Annotated in this window: 21 protein-coding genes; 20 read left to right on the top strand and 1 reads right to left on the bottom strand. The window is 53.9% G+C overall.

Annotated features, from left to right (window positions below):
- The first annotated feature begins 4 nt into the window (after positions 1-4).
- From yajC to ACN0UH_RS06370, 4 genes are all read left to right on the top strand, one after another.
- Complete coding sequence (yajC, locus tag ACN0UH_RS06385; protein WP_087516030.1) at positions 5-340, top strand: preprotein translocase subunit YajC; 336 nt, start codon at positions 5-7, stop codon at positions 338-340.
- A gap of 62 nt (positions 341-402) precedes the next feature.
- Positions 403-2,271 (top strand): protein translocase subunit SecD, encoded by a 1,869-nt coding sequence (secD, locus tag ACN0UH_RS06380; protein WP_417661274.1) that lies wholly within the window; start codon positions 403-405, stop codon positions 2,269-2,271.
- Between the two features lie 9 nt (positions 2,272-2,280).
- Positions 2,281-3,186, top strand: coding sequence for a protein translocase subunit SecF (secF, locus tag ACN0UH_RS06375; RefSeq protein ID WP_417661273.1), 906 nt, complete (start codon positions 2,281-2,283; stop codon positions 3,184-3,186).
- Between the two features lie 115 nt (positions 3,187-3,301).
- Positions 3,302-3,835 (top strand): glycine zipper 2TM domain-containing protein, encoded by a 534-nt coding sequence (locus tag ACN0UH_RS06370; protein WP_417661272.1) that lies wholly within the window; start codon positions 3,302-3,304, stop codon positions 3,833-3,835.
- 240 nt (positions 3,836-4,075) lie between these two features.
- Here the strand turns inward: ACN0UH_RS06370 and suhB are convergent, their stop codons facing one another.
- On the bottom strand, positions 4,076-4,891 hold the full coding sequence (gene suhB / locus ACN0UH_RS06365) for an inositol-phosphate phosphatase (protein ID WP_417661271.1): 816 nt from the start codon (positions 4,889-4,891) through the stop codon (positions 4,076-4,078).
- A 144-nt stretch (positions 4,892-5,035) separates the two neighbouring features.
- Here suhB and trmJ point away from each other — a divergent pair, with 144 nt between their 5' ends.
- The 16 genes from trmJ to hisS all read left to right on the top strand — a co-directional run bounded on the left by trmJ (position 5,036) and on the right by hisS (position 18,160).
- The gene (gene trmJ, locus ACN0UH_RS06360) at positions 5,036-5,815 is read left to right on the top strand and encodes a tRNA (cytosine(32)/uridine(32)-2'-O)-methyltransferase TrmJ (protein WP_417661270.1); all 780 of its coding nucleotides are present in this window, start codon (positions 5,036-5,038) and stop codon (positions 5,813-5,815) included.
- Positions 5,808-6,593 (top strand): serine O-acetyltransferase, encoded by a 786-nt coding sequence (cysE, locus tag ACN0UH_RS06355; RefSeq protein WP_417661269.1) that lies wholly within the window; start codon positions 5,808-5,810, stop codon positions 6,591-6,593. Before trmJ ends, cysE begins: the two co-directional genes overlap by 8 nt.
- A gap of 132 nt (positions 6,594-6,725) precedes the next feature.
- Positions 6,726-7,217 (top strand): Fe-S cluster assembly transcriptional regulator IscR, encoded by a 492-nt coding sequence (iscR, locus tag ACN0UH_RS06350; RefSeq protein WP_417661268.1) that lies wholly within the window; start codon positions 6,726-6,728, stop codon positions 7,215-7,217.
- Positions 7,218-7,267: 50 nt separating this feature from the next.
- On the top strand, positions 7,268-8,482 hold the full coding sequence (locus ACN0UH_RS06345; protein WP_417661267.1) for an IscS subfamily cysteine desulfurase: 1,215 nt from the start codon (positions 7,268-7,270) through the stop codon (positions 8,480-8,482).
- Positions 8,483-8,523: 41 nt separating this feature from the next.
- The gene (iscU, locus tag ACN0UH_RS06340) at positions 8,524-8,910 is read left to right on the top strand and encodes a Fe-S cluster assembly scaffold IscU (protein WP_010484583.1); all 387 of its coding nucleotides are present in this window, start codon (positions 8,524-8,526) and stop codon (positions 8,908-8,910) included.
- A 12-nt stretch (positions 8,911-8,922) separates the two neighbouring features.
- Positions 8,923-9,246, top strand: coding sequence for an iron-sulfur cluster assembly protein IscA (gene iscA / locus ACN0UH_RS06335; RefSeq protein WP_087516039.1), 324 nt, complete (start codon positions 8,923-8,925; stop codon positions 9,244-9,246).
- Between the two features lie 7 nt (positions 9,247-9,253).
- Positions 9,254-9,775: a co-chaperone HscB gene (hscB, locus tag ACN0UH_RS06330; RefSeq protein WP_087516040.1), complete on the top strand. Its 522-nt coding sequence runs from the start codon at positions 9,254-9,256 to the stop codon at positions 9,773-9,775.
- A gap of 53 nt (positions 9,776-9,828) precedes the next feature.
- The gene (hscA, locus tag ACN0UH_RS06325; protein ID WP_417661266.1) at positions 9,829-11,694 is read left to right on the top strand and encodes a Fe-S protein assembly chaperone HscA; all 1,866 of its coding nucleotides are present in this window, start codon (positions 9,829-9,831) and stop codon (positions 11,692-11,694) included.
- A 2-nt stretch (positions 11,695-11,696) separates the two neighbouring features.
- Positions 11,697-12,035 (top strand): ISC system 2Fe-2S type ferredoxin, encoded by a 339-nt coding sequence (gene fdx / locus ACN0UH_RS06320; RefSeq protein ID WP_417661265.1) that lies wholly within the window; start codon positions 11,697-11,699, stop codon positions 12,033-12,035.
- 11 nt (positions 12,036-12,046) lie between these two features.
- Positions 12,047-12,247, top strand: a complete 201-nt coding sequence (iscX, locus tag ACN0UH_RS06315; protein ID WP_417661264.1) for a Fe-S cluster assembly protein IscX — start codon at positions 12,047-12,049, stop codon at positions 12,245-12,247.
- Between the two features lie 113 nt (positions 12,248-12,360).
- On the top strand, positions 12,361-12,792 hold the full coding sequence (gene ndk / locus ACN0UH_RS06310; RefSeq protein ID WP_417661263.1) for a nucleoside-diphosphate kinase: 432 nt from the start codon (positions 12,361-12,363) through the stop codon (positions 12,790-12,792).
- A gap of 23 nt (positions 12,793-12,815) precedes the next feature.
- Positions 12,816-13,964, top strand: coding sequence for a 23S rRNA (adenine(2503)-C(2))-methyltransferase RlmN (gene rlmN / locus ACN0UH_RS06305; protein ID WP_417661262.1), 1,149 nt, complete (start codon positions 12,816-12,818; stop codon positions 13,962-13,964).
- Between the two features lie 14 nt (positions 13,965-13,978).
- Entirely contained in the window at positions 13,979-14,737 is a 759-nt protein-coding gene (gene pilW / locus ACN0UH_RS06300) for a type IV pilus biogenesis/stability protein PilW (protein ID WP_417661261.1), read from the top strand.
- Positions 14,737-15,729, top strand: coding sequence for a RodZ domain-containing protein (locus ACN0UH_RS06295; protein WP_417661260.1), 993 nt, complete (start codon positions 14,737-14,739; stop codon positions 15,727-15,729). The genes pilW and ACN0UH_RS06295 overlap by 1 nt, the downstream gene beginning before the upstream one ends.
- Before the next feature lie 3 nt (positions 15,730-15,732).
- Entirely contained in the window at positions 15,733-16,845 is a 1,113-nt protein-coding gene (gene ispG / locus ACN0UH_RS06290) for a flavodoxin-dependent (E)-4-hydroxy-3-methylbut-2-enyl-diphosphate synthase (RefSeq protein WP_417661259.1), read from the top strand.
- A gap of 25 nt (positions 16,846-16,870) precedes the next feature.
- The gene (gene hisS, locus ACN0UH_RS06285; protein WP_417661258.1) at positions 16,871-18,160 is read left to right on the top strand and encodes a histidine--tRNA ligase; all 1,290 of its coding nucleotides are present in this window, start codon (positions 16,871-16,873) and stop codon (positions 18,158-18,160) included.
- The last annotated feature ends 15 nt before the right edge of the window (positions 18,161-18,175 follow it).

The following is an 18,175-nucleotide window of genomic DNA, read 5'->3' as shown; positions in this document are numbered from 1 at the left end:
ATACATGAGCTTTTTTATCCCTGCAGCATTCGCAGACGCCGCTGCACCTGCAGCCGGCCCAGCTGGTAGCGGTTTTGAGTGGGTATTTCTGGTCGGCTTCCTGGTCATCTTTTATCTGATGATCTGGCGTCCGCAGGCTAAGCGTGCCAAAGAGCACAAGAGCCTGCTGGGTAGCTTGCAGAAGGGCGACGAGGTTGTAACCACCGGTGGTATCGCGGGCAAAGTCAACAAAGTTAGCGATGACTTTGTGGTCATTGAAGTATCGGATACCGTTGAGCTGAAAATTCAGAAGGTTGCCATTGCAGCGACCTTGCCTAAAGGCACTCTGAAAGCCATCTGAGTTTCAAACCTTTACCATTCGACGGGGCGCTAAATGCGCCCCGCGTTATAACGGGCGGCGTCATGCTCAATAAATTTCCAGTTTGGAAGTATCTGCTGATTGTGGTCGTATTGGCCGTCGGCTTTCTCTACTCTGCGCCAAATCTGTACCCGGATGATCCGGCGATTCAGATCAGTGGTACCAGCATCGCCAAGCGCATCGAACAGTCTGATCTAGATCGTGCAGACCGTGCGTTGAAGGAGGCCGGCATTGATGTCAAGGGCCTTAGCGTTGCTGATCAGGGCAAGGCAGGCTTGCTGCGCTTGGCCAAGAAGGAAGATCAACTTCCTGCAAAAGACATCGTGCGTAAGGCGCTCGGTGAAGATTTCGTCGTTGCGCTGAACCTGGCACAAACGACTCCTGACTGGCTGCGCAGTGTTGGTGCGACGCCGATGAAGTTGGGTCTCGACCTTTCCGGTGGTGTGCACTTCTTGCTCGAAGTGGACATGGAAAAAGCCTTGGATGCACGTCGCAAGGTTTACGAGGGCGAGGTGAAAACTTTGCTGCGTAAAGAGCGTGTGCGTTATCGCAGCATGCCCGAGCAGGGTGGTGCTATTCAGCTGGGCTTCGCTGATGAAGACGCGCTTGATAAGGCTAGCAGCCTGGTACGCAAGGAATTCACTGATTTTGAGCTGGCCACCGCTGAGCGTAACGGCATGCAAGTGCTGCGTTTGACGCTGACTAATGCCAAGATTGCTGAAATTCGCGAATACTCGATCAAGCAAAACCTGACCACAGTGCGCAACCGTGTTAACGAGTTAGGTGTGGCTGAGCCATTGGTTCAGCGTCAGGGCGCAAATCGTATTGTGGTGGAGCTGCCGGGTGTCCAGGACACCGCTGAAGCCAAGCGTATTCTGGGTAAAACCGCGAACCTTGAGTTCCGTCTTGAGGCCGCTGTTGATGCGTCAAAGGCTTCGACCGAAGCCTTTGAGTTTCGTGAGCCGGGTCGCCCGCCTGTTGATCTTGAGCGTGAGCTGATCATCACCGGTGACCAAGTGACTGACGCGCAGGCCAGCTTTGATGAAAACGGCCGTCCGCAAGTGAATATCCGTCTGGATAACCACGGTGGCGACTTGATGAGCCGCGCTACGCGCAGCAACGTCGGGCGCAGCATGGCGGTGATTTTCATCGAGCAAAAGCCGACCACCAAATATGTGCGCAAGACGGTTGATGGCGTGGAGCAAGAAGTCCCCGTGCCGAGCTTCATCGAAGAAAAGAAAATCATCAGCTTGGCAACCATTCAGTCGCCGCTGGGCAGTCAGTTCCGAATTACCGGCCTGAATGGTCAGGGTGAGTCGTCTGAATTGGCGCTGCTGCTGCGTGCTGGTGGTCTGGCTGCGCCGATGTATTTCGCTGAGGAACGCACCATTGGTCCTAGCCTGGGTGCGGACAATATTGCCAAAGGTGTTGAAGCGGCGTTGTGGGGCATGTTGTTCGTGTCTCTGTTTATCATCGCGATTTACCGCTTCTTTGGTGTGTTGGCGACTATCGCGCTGGGCTTCAACATGATCATGTTGCTGGCATTGATGTCGTTGCTCAGTGCAACGCTGACCTTGCCAGGTATCGCCGGTATCGTATTGACCATGGGTATGGCGGTTGATGCCAACGTACTGATCTTCTCGCGTATTCGTGAAGAGATCGCTAATGGAATGTCGATTCCACGGGCAATTCACGAAGGTTTTGATCGTGCATTCTCGGCGATCGTCGATGCCAACCTGACTACATTGCTGGTCGGTGGCATTCTGTTCGCAATGGGTACAGGGCCGGTTAAGGGCTTTGCGGTGACACTGTCGCTTGGCATCCTGACGTCTATGTTTACCGCTATCTTTGTGACCCGCGCTATGGTCAACCTGATTTTCGGTGGGCGTGACTTCAAGAAGTTGTGGATTTAAGGGGCTGACATGAATCGTACAATCAACTTCATGGGTGCGCGGAACCTCGCGTTTGCTGTGACTGTTTTCCTGACGCTGCTGGCGCTGGGCAGTTGGGCAGTAAAGGGGCTGAACTTCGGCCTGGACTTTACTGGTGGTACTCAGATCGAGCTGAGCTACGAGCAGCCTGCGGTTTTGGAGCAGGTGCGTGAGAAGCTGCAGTCCGCTGGCTTTACTGATGCCGTGGTGCAAAGCTTTGGTGCGACGACTGATGTGGTCGTGCGCATGCAGGGTGATGATCCGGACTTGGGTAACAAGGTTGCGAGCGCATTGCGTGCAACTGGCGATCAGTTGGAAGTGAAAAAGGTCGAGTTCGTTGGCCCGCAAGTGGGTGAAGAACTGCGTGACCAAGGCGGTATCGGCATGTTGCTGGCGCTGGGTGGCGTGCTGCTGTATCTGGCTTTTCGCTTCCAGTGGAAATTCGCAGTCGGTGCAATCGTCTCGCTGATTCATGACGTAATCGTGACTCTGGGTATCTTGTCATTTTTCCAAGTGACCTTCGACTTGACTACGCTGGCGGCTATTCTGGCGATTATCGGCTACTCGCTGAATGACACTATCGTGGTGTTTGACCGGGTGCGTGAGAACTTCCGCGTGCTGCGTAAGTCGACCTTGATTGAGAATATCAATATTTCGACCACACAAACCCTGCTACGTACCTTGGCTACTTCGATCTCGACTTTGTTGGCGATTGGTGCGCTGTTGATCTTTGCGGGCGATAATCTGTTCTCGTTCTCGGTCGCGCTGTTTATTGGTGTGTTTGCCGGTACCTACTCATCGATTTACATCGCCAACGTGGTGTTGATCTGGCTCAACTTGAGCGTCGATGACTTGATTCCACCGGTCGTTGCGGAAGAGGTCGACGAGCGCCCTTAGGCCTGCGTCGAACGTAATGCATCAAGCCCCCACAAGTTTTGAACTTGCGGGGGCTTTTTGCTGTCTTATCCTCGAATAGGGCGAGATTCGCCAAGTAAAAGGTCAGGAGTCAATAATGAATAAGTCATTACTTGTAGGTGCGGTATTAGGTGCTGTGGGCGTAACTGCCGGTGGTGCTGTTGCGACTTACAGCTTGGTCGGTGGCCCGGACTACGCTGATGTTCTGGCTGTGGAGCCCATCAACGAAACTATCAAGACCCCGCGTCAGGAATGTCGCGATGTGACCGTGACGCGTCAGCGTCCGGTACAGGATGAACACAAGATTGCCGGCACAGCTATCGGTGCAGTTGTAGGCGGCTTGCTGGGCAATCAGGTGGGCGGTGGTAGCGGTAAGAAAATTGCAACTGCAGCGGGTGCTATTGGTGGTGGTTACGCCGGTAACAAGGTGCAGGGCAATATGCAGGCTAACGATACCTACACCACGACTGAAAACCGTTGTAAGACAGTTACCGATACCAGCCAGAAGCTGGTGGGCTACAACGTTAAGTACGAGTTAGATGGCAAGGTTAGCCAGGTGCGCATGTCTGAAGATCCAGGCAGCCGTATTCCGGTTAAAGACGGCAAGCTGATGCTTTCTGAAGCGCAGTAATCCTGTTGCACAAAAAAGCGCCCTGATTGGGCGCTTTTTTGTGGGCGGCTGTTTAAGTGATGGAGTTGCGTGGTGTGAGGCAACGCGAAGCTTGTCCACCATGGCTCATCCAAATATAGGCCGCTGCTAATGATGGAAGAAAAGGCATCAGGTGCACTATGAAAGCTATGTACGTGTCGGGTGTGTGAACCGAGTAGGCAATAAAAAAGCGCCCTCAGGCGCTTTTCAATACAATCAATCTCAGCGTTTCAGTGATGCTGAAAGGTGCGGCTGGATTGCGGTCAAAACAGCTTTGAAGCACTTGGTGTTGCCGGCAACGATCTGGCCTTTAGCCAGGAAGTCATGACCACCGGTGAAGTCACTGACCAGGCCGCCTGCTTCTTGAATCAGCAGTGCGCCCGCTGCCATGTCCCATTCGGATAGGCCAAATTCCCAGAACGCATCAAAACGGCCCGCTGCAACATAAGCCAGGTCGAGGCTGGCGGCGCCTGCGCGACGTACGCCGGCAGTTTGGCCGACCAGGCTGCGGAACATGCCAAGGTAGTTCTCAAGGTTGTCCATTTGGCTATCGCGAAATGGGAAGCCGGTGCCGAGTAGGGCGCCGTCGAGGCTCTTGCGTGTGCTTACGCGCAAGCGGCGGCCATTGAGGGCTGCGCCACGGCCGCGGCTGGCAGTGAATTCTTCCTGGCGAACCGGGTCAATGATCACGGCGTGCTCAAGGCGGCCACGGTATTTACAGGCAAGACTTACTGCGAAGTGCGGTACGCCGCGAACGAAGTTGGTGGTGCCGTCCAGTGGGTCAATGATCCACAGATAGTCAGCGCCATCGCCAGTGCCTTCGGTGAGGCCGCTTTCTTCGCCGTAAAAGCCGTGAGTTGGATAGGCTTTGCGCAGTGCCTGGATGATCATCTGCTCCGCGGAGCGATCAATCTCGGTCACGTAATCGTTGGCATCTTTCTCGTCTACCGACATGACGTCCAGGCGTTCGATAGAGCGGAAGATCATTTCACCGGCGCTACGGGCTGCGCGCAGCGCGATATTCAGCATAGGCTGCATGGATGGGTCACCTGGGTCGTTAAAGAAAGCCGAACATTCTATCAGAAAAGTTACATATATGAAGTGCCGCTTAGCCTTGCGTGGCGTAATCAAGGTGGGTTCTGTAAGATTTGCTCCTTTCTGCATTCTGTGTGAGCGCTTTCGTTGCTGCAAAATATTCGAGTGGTCTTAGTCAACACCAGTCATCCCGGTAATATCGGTGGCGCGGCGCGGGCGATGAAAAACATGGGGTTGAGCCGTTTGGTTTTGGTCGATCCGATTGATTTCCCGAGTCATGAGGCGGATGCGCGAGCGTCTGGCGCTAGCGATATTCTTCAGTCGGCACAAATTGTCGGCACCCTTGAAGAAGCGCTGGTTGGCTGTAATCTGGTGCTCGGCACCAGTGCCCGTGATCGGCGTATTCCTTGGCCGTTGCTAGATCCGCGTGAGTGCGGGGTGGCGGCGTGCGAGCAAGCGCTGGAGGGTGCTGATGTTGCGTTGGTGTTCGGTCGTGAATACGCCGGCCTGACCAATGAGGAGCTGCAGCGTTGTCAGTTTCATGTGCATATCCCGTCTGATCCAGAGTTCAGTTCACTGAACCTGGCGGCGGCGGTGCAGGTGTTGGCGTATGAAGTGCGCATGGCGTGGTTGGCTGCGCAAAATCAACCAACCAAGGTGGCCAAGCTCGAAACCACGGCGATGCTCAACACTCAGTTGGTCACTGCTGATGAGTTGGAGTCGTTTTACGCACACCTGCAAAAGGCACTGGAAGAGATCGGCTTCCTTGATCCAGAGAATCCACGGCACCTGATGAGTCGGTTGCGGCGTTTATATGGCCGCAATAACATCAGTCGAGCCGAGATGAATATTTTGCGCGGCATTTTGACCGAAACGCTCAAGGCCGCGCGCGGTGAACACCACAAGCAGGGGAAGTCAGATGTTTGAGCACATCCGTGAAGACATTCAAAGCGTATTTCATCGCGATCCAGCTGCGCGTAATACCTTTGAGGTGGTCACCTGCTATCCCGGCTTACATGCTGTGTGGTTGCATCGTGTGGCGCACGCCTTGTGGGTTAATGGCTGGAAGTGGCTGGCGCGGGTGGTTTCAAACTTTGGTCGCTGGACGACGGGTATTGAGATTCATCCGGGCGCCAAAATCGGTCGTCGCTTCTTTATTGATCACGGTATGGGCATCGTTATTGGTGAAACCGCTGAGATTGGTAATGATGTAACCCTGTATCAAGGTGTTACGCTGGGCGGTACCAGTTGGAATAAAGGTAAGCGCCATCCGACCCTTGAGGATGGCGTGGTTGTTGGTGCAGGTGCCAAGGTTCTGGGGCCGTTTACCGTGGGTGCAGGTGCCAAGATAGGCTCCAATGCGGTGGTCACCAAGGAAGTCCCCGCTGGGGCGACTGCTGTTGGAATTCCGGGTCGAATCATTGTCAAGGACGACAGTGATCAAGAAGCCAAGCGCAAGGCCATGGCTGAGAAACTCGGGTTTGACGCCTATGGCGTTAGTCAGGATATGCCGGACCCTGTGTCGCGGGCGATCGGTCAGTTGCTTGATCACTTGCAGGCGGTAGATGGTCGCCTTGAAGGGATGTGCCAGGCGCTTACCTCGCTAGGCAGCGACTACTGCGCGAAGGATTTGCCTGTGTTGCGCGATGAAGATTTTATCGGTGTCTGCAAGGAGCAAGGCGACAAGCCAGCGACTGATGCATAGGTATGGCTAGTTTGCTATGCTTTGCGCCCCTCGCAAGCGCTAATCCCGAGTAATTTAATAGGACTTATAGTTGACTTAAATACTCGGGAATTGCATAATTTGCAGCATATTGTAATCCCCGGTGCCTCTTCGATGAGACTGACAACCAAAGGCCGATACGCCGTCACCGCCATGCTTGACTTGGCGTTGCACGCGCAAAACGGCCCCGTGTCCCTTGCTGATATTTCTGAGCGTCAGGGGATTTCCCTTTCCTACTTGGAGCAACTGTTCGCCAAATTGCGACGTGGAAGCTTGGTTTCCAGTGTTCGCGGTCCGGGCGGAGGTTATCAGCTGGCGCGTGATATGGCCGGTATCCAAGTTGCAGAAGTGATTGATGCAGTCAATGAATCGGTTGATGCAACGCGTTGCCAAGGGCAGGGCGACTGTCATGCAGGTGATACCTGTTTGACGCATCATCTGTGGTGTGACCTGAGTCAGCAGATCCATGAGTTTCTTAGTGGTATCAGTTTGGCTGATCTGGTTACCCGTCGTGAGGTTCAAGAAGTTGCTCATCGCCAGGACCAGCGTCGCTGCAACGGCAGAGCGCCGCAACTAGATAAAATCGAAGCATCCGCCGTCGACTGAATTTATAGGGTGCCAGCCTGCAAAGCCTGAGTCCTGATAGGAGAGAATCAATGAAATTGCCTATTTACCTCGATTATTCCGCAACCACGCCGGTTGATCCGCGCGTTGCGCAGAAAATGGTTGAGTGTCTGACAACTGACGGTAACTTCGGTAACCCAGCTTCGCGCTCCCACTTCTTTGGTTGGAAAGCTGAAGAAGCGGTTGAGAATGCGCGTCGTCAAGTTGCCGAGTTGGTGGGTGCCGACCCGCGCGAAATCGTCTGGACCTCCGGTGCAACCGAGTCCGATAACCTGGCTATTAAGGGCATCGCTGATTTCTATAAGAGCAAGGGTAAGCACCTTGTTACTTCGAAGATCGAGCACAAAGCGGTTCTCGACACCATGCGCCAGCTTGAACGTGAAGGTTTCGAGGTCACTTACATCGAGCCTGGTGAAGATGGCTTGATCACCCCGGCCATGGTTGAAGCGGCTTTGCGTGAAGACACCATTCTGGTTTCGATCATGCACGTAAACAACGAAATTGGTACGGTCAACGACATTGCCGCTATCGGTGAGCTGACTCGTTCGCGTGGGGTTATTTTCCACGTCGACGCGGCACAGTCGACTGGCAAGGTTGAAATCAATCTTGAGAGCCTCAAGGTTGACCTCATGTCGTTCTCTGCGCACAAAACCTACGGCCCTAAAGGTGTGGGTGCTCTGTATGTACGCCGCAAGCCGCGTATTCGTCTGGAAGCACAGACCCACGGTGGCGGTCACGAGCGCGGCATGCGTTCCGGCACGTTGGCAACTCACCAGTGCGTCGGCATGGGTGAAGCCTTCCGTATCGCCAAAGAAGAGATGGCGGCAGAAAACCAGCGTCTGCTGGCCCTGCGTGACCGCTTCTATTCGCAGCTTGAAGACATGGAAGAGCTGTACGTCAACGGCAGCATGGTTGCCCGCGTACCGCACAATCTTAACCTCAGCTTCAACTATGTTGAGGGCGAGTCGCTGATCATGGCGCTCAAGGATCTGGCTGTTTCTTCGGGCTCGGCCTGTACCTCGGCATCGCTTGAGCCGTCATACGTTCTGCGCGCGCTGGGTCGCAACGATGAATTGGCACACAGCTCTATTCGTTTCACCTTCGGGCGTTTCAGCACTGAAGAAGAGATTGATTACGCAGCAGCAAAAGTTCGCGATGCAGTTACCAAGCTTCGTGAGCTTTCGCCACTGTGGGATATGTTCAAAGAAGGTGTCGATCTGTCCCAGGTTGAATGGGCGGCACACTAAAGCTGCCGATGAGCGGCGCCTGATGATTGAGGATTAAGAGCATGGCTTACAGCGAAAAGGTCATTGACCACTACGAAAACCCGCGCAACGTCGGCAAGATGGATGCGCAGGACCCTGATGTTGGCACTGGCATGGTCGGTGCTCCAGCGTGCGGCGACGTAATGCGCTTGCAGATCAAGGTTAACGGCGAAGGCGTAATTGAAGACGCCAAGTTCAAAACCTATGGTTGCGGTTCGGCTATCGCTTCCAGCTCCCTGGCCACTGAGTGGATGAAGGGTAAAACGCTGGATGAAGCTGAAACGATTAAAAACACTCAGCTCGCTGAAGAGTTGGCGTTGCCGCCGGTTAAAATTCACTGCTCAGTACTCGCTGAGGACGCCATCAAGGCTGCCGTGCGTGACTACAAGCAGAAGAAAGGTTTGCTCTAAGGAGGTTTGTCGATGGCTATCAGCATGACCGAAGCCGCCGCCCGGCACGTACAGCGCTCCCTTGATGGGCGCGGTAAAGGTGAGGGCATTCGTTTGGCTGTTCGCACGACTGGCTGCTCAGGTTTGGCTTATGTGCTGGAGTTTGTCGATGAAACTGCTGGCGAAGACCAAGTCTTTGAGAGTCACGGGGTCAAGGTAATTATTGACCCTAAAAGCTTGGTTTACCTCGACGGCACTGAGCTGGATTTCGTCAAGGAAGGTCTGAACGAAGGTTTCAAGTTCAATAACCCTAACGTACGCGGTGAATGTGGCTGCGGCGAAAGCTTCAACATCTGAGGCTATTGTGGGTACTCCTTGTCACTTCGCTTTATTTGACCTGCAGCCGAGTTTTCGGCTGGACCTTGATCAACTGGCTACGCGCTACCGTGAGTTGGCGCGTGCGGTGCATCCAGATCGCTTTGCTGATGCCGAGGCGCGTGAGCAACGTATTGCTCTAGAGAAGTCTGCGAGCCTTAATGAGGCGTATCAAACGCTTAAGAATGCGCCGCAGCGTGCCCGTTACTTGTTGGCGTTGAGTGGCCCTGAGCTACCGCTTGAAGTGACTGTGCATGACCCAGACTTCCTGATGCAGCAGATTCAGTTGCGTGAAGAACTTGAAGACCTGCAGGACGCCGCAGATATTGACGGTGTATTGCAGTTCAAGCGTCGCCTGAAAGTTGCCTCGGATGAGCTGAACGAAAGCTTTGCGGTTTGTTGGGATGATCCTGCTAAGCGTGATGAGGCCGAGCGCCTGATGCGCCGTATGCAGTTTCTCGACAAGCTTTCCCACGAGGTCCGCCAGTTGGAAGAGCGCCTCGACGATTAACGCTCGCGCACCTGACCGGGTGCGCCTGATATTCACAAAAGCACATATAAACCATGGCCTTACTGCAGATCGCTGAGCCCGGACAGAGCCCCCAGCCACACCAGCGTCGGCTGGCAGTTGGGATCGACCTGGGCACCACCAATTCGCTAGTTGCTGCGTTACGCAGCGGTATTTCCGAGTCGTTAGCTGATGCTGCTGGCGAAGTTATCCTGCCGTCAGCTGTGCGCTATCACGCCGATCATATTGAAGTGGGCGAGGGTGCCAAGGCGGCAGCTTCCAGTGACCCGCTCAATACCATTGTTTCGGTTAAGCGCTTGATGGGGCGCGGCTTGGCAGACGTTAAGCAGCTTGGTGAGCAGCTGCCTTACCGCTTTGTTGGCGGTGAGTCGCAGATGCCGTCAATCGAAACGGTACAGGGCGCCAAGAGCCCGGTTGAGGTTTCCGCTGAAATTCTCAAGGTATTGCGCGATCGTGCCGAGCTGACCCTTGGTGGTGAGCTGGTCGGTGCTGTTATCACTGTGCCTGCATATTTTGATGAAGCACAGCGTCAAGCAACCAAGGATGCGGCGCGTCTTGCCGGGTTGAATGTTTTGCGGTTGCTCAATGAGCCAACTGCAGCGGCGGTTGCTTACGGCCTTGATCAGAAAGCCGAAGGTGTTGTCGCTATTTACGACTTGGGTGGCGGTACCTTCGATATCTCGATTCTGCGCCTGACTAGCGGTGTGTTTGAAGTCATGGCTACCGGCGGCGATAGCGCACTGGGCGGCGATGACTTTGATCACGCGATTGCCAGTTGGATTATCGAGCAGGCTGGTTTGTCCGCTGATATCGATCCAAGCGCCCAGCGCAGCTTGTTAGAGACGGCTTGCGCCGCTAAAGAAGCGTTGACCAGCAGTGATTTGGTTGAAGTGGTTTATCAGCAGTGGCGCGGAGAGCTGAGTCGCGAGCAGTTTGAATCACTGATCGAACCGATGGTTGCGCGCAGCCTTAAAGCCTGCCGCCGCGCCGTGCGTGACTCGGGCATTGAGTTGGATGAAGTTGGCGCTGTGGTGATGGTTGGCGGCTCTACGCGAGTGCCGCGTGTGCGTCAGGCTGTTGCTGAAATGTTTGCCCGTCAGCCGCTGACCGATATCGATCCGGATCAAGTGGTTGCCATTGGTGCGGCTATTCAGGCCGACACCTTGGCTGGCAATAAGCGTGGCGACGGCGAGGAGTTGTTGCTGCTCGATGTGATTCCATTGTCGCTGGGTCTGGAGACCATGGGTGGGCTGATGGAAAAAGTCATTCCGCGTAACACCACAATACCCGTAGCTCGCGCCCAGGACTTCACCACCTACAAAGATGGTCAAAGCGCGATGATGGTGCACGTGCTGCAGGGTGAGCGCGAGCTAATCAGTGATTGCCGTTCGCTTGCGCGCTTTGAGTTGCGTGGCATTCCGCCGATGGTGGCAGGTGCCGCGAAGATACGTGTGACCTTCCAGGTCGATGCCGACGGTCTGCTCAGCGTTGCTGCACGTGAGCTCGGTTCTGGCGTCGAGGCAAGCATTCAGGTTAAGCCTTCCTATGGCCTGACAGATGATCAGGTCGCGAAAATGCTCCAGGACTCATTCAGTAATGCTGGCGATGATAAACAAGCGCGGGTTCTTCGTGAGCAGCAGGTTGATGCAAAGCGCCTGCTTGAAGCGGTCGAAGTCGCGCTCGCAGCCGATGGTGAGCGTTTGCTGGACAGCGAAGAGCGTCTGGCAATCGATGCCCAGGTTGAGCTGTTGCGCGAATTGATAGACGGCACCGACGGTTTAGCTCTTGAGCAGCAAACTAAACGATTGACCCAAGTGACCGATGCGTTTGCCGCGCGTCGTTTGGATTCCACGGTAAAAGCCGCGTTGGCAGGCCGTAGTCTTAACGAGATTGAGGAATAAGCATGACCCAGTTGATTTTCTTGCCGCACGCCGAGCATTGCCCAGAGGGTGCGGTTTTCGAGGCTCAGCCTGGTGAAACTGTGTTGAATGCGGCGCTGCGCAATGGCATCAATATCGAACACGCCTGTGAGAAGTCGTGCGCGTGTACGACATGCCATGTCGTGGTCCGTGAGGGCTTTGATTCCGTTGAGCCGTCTGACGAACTGGAAGATGACATGCTCGACAAGGCTTGGGGTCTGGAGCCTAATTCGCGCTTGTCTTGCCAAGTGATGGTGGGTGAGGAAGATATGGTCATCGAAATACCGAAATACACCATTAATCAGGTTTCTGAAGGCCACTAAGGAGCATCACCATGAGCATTAAGTGGTCTGATGTGCTGGAAATTGCCATTCAGTTGGCAGAGAGCAAACCGGATGTTGACCCTCGCTACGTTAACTTCGTCGATCTGCACCGTTGGGTCGTCGAACTGCCGGGATTTTCAGATGACGCTCAGCGTGGCGGAGAGAAGGTTCTTGAAGCTATTCAGGCGGCCTGGATCGAAGAAGCCGACTGATTTTTGACCCAAGGCAGTGCGCCGTCAGGCGCGAGCCCTACGCATTTACCCAGAACCCGCGTATAATTCGCGGGTTTAATTTTTCGCTTTAACCCTCTTTTTTGGAGTTTCACATGGCTGTTGAACGTACTTTCTCTATCATCAAACCTGACGCAGTAGCTAAAAACGTCATCGGTGAGATCGTTACCCGCTTCGAAAAAGCAGGTCTGCGCGTTGTTGCATCGAAAATGGTTCAGTTGTCCGAGCGCGAAGCTGGCGGTTTCTACGCTGAGCATAGCGAGCGTGGCTTCTTCAAGGACCTGGTTGCATTCATGACTTCCGGTCCGGTTATCGTTCAGGTTCTGGAAGGCGAAGGCGCCATCCTGAAAAACCGCGAACTGATGGGCGCTACCAACCCTAAGGAAGCAGCTGCTGGCACTATCCGTGCTGATTTCGCTGTTTCCATCGACGAAAACGCTGTTCACGGTTCGGATTCCGAAGCGTCAGCTGCTCGTGAAATTGCTTACTTCTTCGCCTCTACTGAGGTGTGCGCTCGCATTCGCTAAGCGAATCGAGTGAAGGTGAAACCATGACTATTGCGACCGGTAAAATCAATCTTCTGGGTCTGACCCAGCAGGAAATGGAACAATTCTTCGACAGTATCGGGGAGAAGCGTTTCCGTGCCGGTCAGATAATGAAGTGGATTCACCACTTTGGTATCGATGATTTCGATGCCATGAGTAATGTCAGCAAGGTCTTGCGCGAAAAGCTCAAGGCCTGTGCTGAAATTCGCGGCCCGGAAGTGGTCAGTGAAGATATTTCCACCGATGGTACCCGTAAGTGGGTGGTTCGCGTGGCATCCGGCAGTTGTGTTGAAACCGTGTATATCCCGCAGGGCGCTCGCGGCACTTTGTGTGTGTCGTCGCAGGCCGGTTGTGCGCTGGATTGCAGTTTCTGCTCCACCGGTAAACAAGGCTTTAACAGCGACCTTACCGCCGCCGAAATTATTGGCCAGGTCTGGATTGCAAACAAATCATTCGGTTCTCAGCCCGCGAAAGTTGATCGCGCCGTCACCAACGTGGTGATGATGGGCATGGGCGAGCCGTTACTGAATTTTGACAATGTCGTCGCCTCAATGAAGATCATGATGGACGACCTTGGCTATGGCATCTCCAAGCGCAAGGTGACCTTGTCTACCTCGGGCGTGGTGCCAATGATCGACAAGCTGGCTGGCGAGATTGATGTCTCTCTGGCGCTGTCGCTGCATGCGCCGAACGACGCGCTGCGCAACCAGTTGGTTCCGATCAACAAGAAGTACCCGCTGGAAATGCTCCTCGCAGCATGCAAGCGTTATGTTTCGGGTCTGGGCGAGAAACGCGTGCTGACTATCGAATACACCCTGCTTAAGGATGTGAACGATAAGATTGAGCATGCTGAGGAAATGATCGCACTTCTCAAAGATGTACCTTGCAAGATCAACCTGATTCCGTTTAATCCCTTTCCTTTCTCGGGATATGAGCGGCCGAGCAACAATGCGATACGCCGTTTCCAAGACCTGCTGCACAAAGCAGGGCACAATGTCACTGTGCGTACAACGCGTGGTGAGGATATTGATGCCGCTTGTGGCCAGTTGGTTGGCCAAGTGATGGATCGTACTCGCCGCAGCGAGCGTTATATTGCCGTGCGTGAATTGAGCAGCGAGGCAGAGTCGCCACGTTCCACCGCAAACAGAAATTAGAAGAGAGGAAATCCATGACCCTGCGCCCCGCGCTGTTCTTGTTACTTGCCAGCCTGCTTGCTGGATGTGTTACCACCGGTGATGTTGATCCGATGAGAACTGCAAAGGGTCGTGAAGAGGCGCGGGATGCCTACATTCAGCTTGGTATAGGTTACATTCAGCAAGGTGCGAGCGAACGCGCCAAGGTGCCGCTGAAAAAAGCGCTTGAGATTGACTCATCCAGTGCCGATGCGCATGCCGCGTTAGCCTTGGTGTTTCAGCTTGAAATGGAGCCTAAACTGGCTGATGAACATTACAAAAGAGCCATTTCAGAGCGTCCGAGCGATGCGCGGTTGTTGAATAATTACGGCAGCTTTCTGTTTGAGCAAAAGCGTTATAACGAAGCGCTGGAACGCTACAAGCAAGCCGCGCAAGATAACCTCTACCAAGAACGTTCGCGGGTATTTGAGAATCTCGGTGTAACCTCTTTAGCGCTTAATCAGACTGAGCAAGCAAAAAAGTACTTCCAGCGCACGCTGCGCTTGAATAGTCGCCAGCCGCGCGCGTTATTTGCCATGGCTGAGATATCGTACAAAGAGCAGGACTACGTGTCAGCGCGCCGTTACTACGATAGCTTTAGCCTTATTAGTGAGCAAAACGCTGAAAGCCTGTTGTTGGGTGCGCGTCTTGCCAAAATATTTGAAGACCGCAATAAGTCAGCAAGTTTAGGTCTGCAACTAAAACGTTTGTATCCCGGTACTGCGGAATACAAGCAATACCTGTCGGAGCAATGATGAAATCGGCGCCACCTGAAGCTATAGCAGCAAATCGCGTCAATCCCGGTGAAACTCTGCGCATTGCGCGAGAGGCCAAGAACTGGTCGATTGTTGAGGTCGCCGCACAGCTTAATTTGACCCCCGAGCGTCTCGGTCAGATTGAAGCAGGCGCATTCGATAAATTGCCGGGCACTACATTCGCCCGTGGTTACCTGCGTACTTATGCAAAATTGTTGGGTGTTGATCAGACAGAAATTGTTCAAGAGTTTGATCTGTTCACCGGCAGCAGTGTTGCGGCTAGCAACGTGCAGAGTCTGGGGCGAATCGAAGAGCCGGTTAATTACTCGCAGAAAGTTTTGCGATTTGTCAGCTTTGCCATGCTGGTTGTCTTGGGCACCGTAGGTTTCTTCTGGTGGCAAGAGCAGGCCGAACGCCAGGCAGACGATGCAGCCATTGCAGGCATCGAGCATGTTGAAGTTGAAGGTGCCGATGGTTCAACTCAAATTCATCCCTTGGATGAGCCAGAGGATCAAGCGGTAATCGCTGCTCAAAATGAAACACAACTGGACCTGTCGACCTACAGCGGCACACTTGTCGAACCTCCTGAGCCGGAAGTGGCTATTGACGCAACTGATGCTGAAGTAGTGGTTGATCCAGCTCCGGCTGCTGACGCGGCGAGTACTGCACCCGCAACTGAGCCCGTGACGCCTGACGCTGACTCTCAGGAGTCTGCTCCTGAAGCCGCTGCCGCACCGGCGGTGGCTGCTGGCGAAGGTAATGTAAGTATCAATTTCAGCGCAAACTGCTGGCTTCAACTGACAGATGCTAACGGCAAAGTGGTTTACAGCGGTTTGAAGAAAAAAGGTGAAAGCTTAAACGTTACTGGTAAAGCGCCTTTAGAACTGCGTTTAGGTTTTGCTAGCGGTGCACAGGTAACTTATAACGGTCAGGCCGTCGATGTCGCGCCTTACGCATCTGGCGAAACAGCACGCCTGAAACTGGGGCTTTAACTCATGCATGGCGAATCACCGATCAAGCGTCGCTTGTCGCGTAAAATCTGGGTTGGCTCTGTACCGGTAGGTGGTGATTCACCGATTTCGGTACAAAGCATGACCAACACCGATACCAATGATGTGGCTGCCACTGTCGCGCAGATCCGTCGTTTGGAGGAGGCCGGTGCTGACATCGTGCGCGTGTCGGTCCCAGATATGGATGCCGCAGAGGCATTCGGCAAGATCAAGAAGCAAGTGAACCTGCCGCTGGTCGCAGATATCCACTTTGATTACCAAATCGCCCTGCGCGTTGCGCAATTGGGTGTTGATTGTTTGCGAATCAACCCGGGCAACATCGGACGCGAAGACCGCGTGCGTGCAGTGGTTGAAGCGGCGCGTGACAAAGGCATTCCAATCCGTATCGGGGTCAACGCCGGTTCGCTGGAAAAAGACCTGCAAAAGAAATATGGCGAACCGACCCCAGAAGCTTTGGTTGAGTCGGCATTGCGCCATGTTGAGCATCTAGATCGGCTGAATTTCCCTGATTTTAAAGTCAGTGTCAAAGCCTCCGATGTGTTTATGGCGGTTGCGGCTTACCGCCTGCTGGCGACACAAATCGAGCAGCCTTTGCACTTGGGTATTACTGAGGCCGGTGGTTTACGTTCCGGTACGGTAAAATCATCCGTTGGCTTGGGTATGCTGCTTGCGGACGGGATTGGCGATACTATTCGCATCTCGCTGGCGGCTGATCCGGTTGAAGAAATCAAAGTTGGTTTCGATATCCTCAAGTCATTGCGCCTGCGTTCGCGCGGTATCAACTTCATTGCCTGCCCGAGTTGTTCACGGCAGAATTTTGATGTGGTTAAAACCATGAACGACCTCGAAGGTCGCTTGGATGACCTGCTGGTGCCGCTGGATGTTGCGGTAATTGGCTGTGTGGTCAATGGACCCGGTGAGGCAAAAGAGGCGCACATCGGTTTGACGGGTGGCTCGCCGAACAACCTTATCTACATTGATGGCAAGCCTGCACAAAAACTGAATAACGAAAACCTCGTGGATAACCTGGAAAAGTTGATCCGTGAGAAAGCCGCTGAAAAGCTCGCAGCAGATGCCGCTGTGATTGTTCGCAGCTAAGAGCTTTGACGTCTAAGGAATTGAATTGAGTAAGCCCCTGCAAGCCATTCGTGGCATGAACGACATCCTGCCAGAGCAAACCCCGCTGTGGCGCTATTTTGAAGCCACCGTTGCAGGTCTGTTGGATGGCTACGGCTATCGTCAGATTCGGATGCCTATTGTTGAGTTCACCGAGCTGTTCAAGCGCTCGATTGGTGAAGTCACCGATATCGTTGAAAAAGAGATGTATACCTTCGAAGACCGTAATGGTGACTCGCTTACCTTGCGTCCTGAAGGTACGGCTGCGTGCGTACGCGCGGTGCTTGAGCACGGCTTGTCCGGTGGCGGTCAGGTGCAAAAGCTCTGGTACATCGGGCAAATGTTTCGCCATGAACGTCCGCAGAAAGGCCGTTATCGTCAGTTCCACCAGATAGGTCTTGAGGTTTTTAATCTCGACGGTCCGGATATCGATGCTGAGCTGATCATGCTGACGTGGCGCCTGTGGAAGCTGCTTGGCATCCGTGACTCGGTAAAGCTTGAGCTCAATAGCCTGGGCACCAGTGAAGCGCGTGCGGTTTACCGTGGCGACCTGGTCGAGTATTTGACCGCGCGGATTGATCAGCTTGATGAAGACAGCCGTCGTCGTCTGTCGAGCAACCCGCTACGTATTCTCGACAGCAAGTCGCCAGAGACTCAGGCGCTGCTGGTTGATGCGCCAAAGCTTGAAAACTATCTGGATGAAGAGTCGCGCGTGCATTTCGCTGGCCTCAAGGCACGTCTTGATGCGGCAGGCATTCCCTATGTGATAAATCCAAAGCTGGTTCGTGGTCTCGACTACTACAGCAAAACTGTTTTTGAGTGGGTAACCGATAAACTGGGCGCACAAGGCACCGTTTGCGCTGGCGGTCGGTATGATGGGCTGGTTGAGCAGATGGGCGGTAAGCCGACCACAGGCGTTGGTTTCGCCATGGGCATCGAGCGTCTTATCTTGTTGATCGAAACACTTGATAAAGTGCCAGCAGAAATCTCGCGTACCGTTGATGTGTATCTGTGTGCTTTAGGAGATGCTGCTGAACTTGCAGCAATCCCGTTGGCCGAGCAATTGCGCGATAAAATCCCAGGTTTGCGTCTGCAAGTTAATGCTGGCGCTGGCAGTTTCAAAAGCCAGTTGAAAAAAGCTGACAAGAGTGGTGCGTTATTCGCTCTGGTCATGGGGGAAGACGAACTGGCCCAGCAAGTGGTAGGTTGCAAGCCGCTGCGCGGTCAGGGCGAACAAAACAGTATTGCTTGGGATGTTCTTGCAGAACATCTGGCAACCAGCCTCAAACAGGCTTAAGCGAATTAGCGAATA

Source organism: Pseudomonas sp. (genome assembly GCF_048265905.1).
GTDB lineage: Bacteria > Pseudomonadota > Gammaproteobacteria > Pseudomonadales > Pseudomonadaceae > Aquipseudomonas.
Note: the sequence above shows the minus strand (reverse complement) of the source record. Positions and strands in the feature narration are given on the sequence as shown.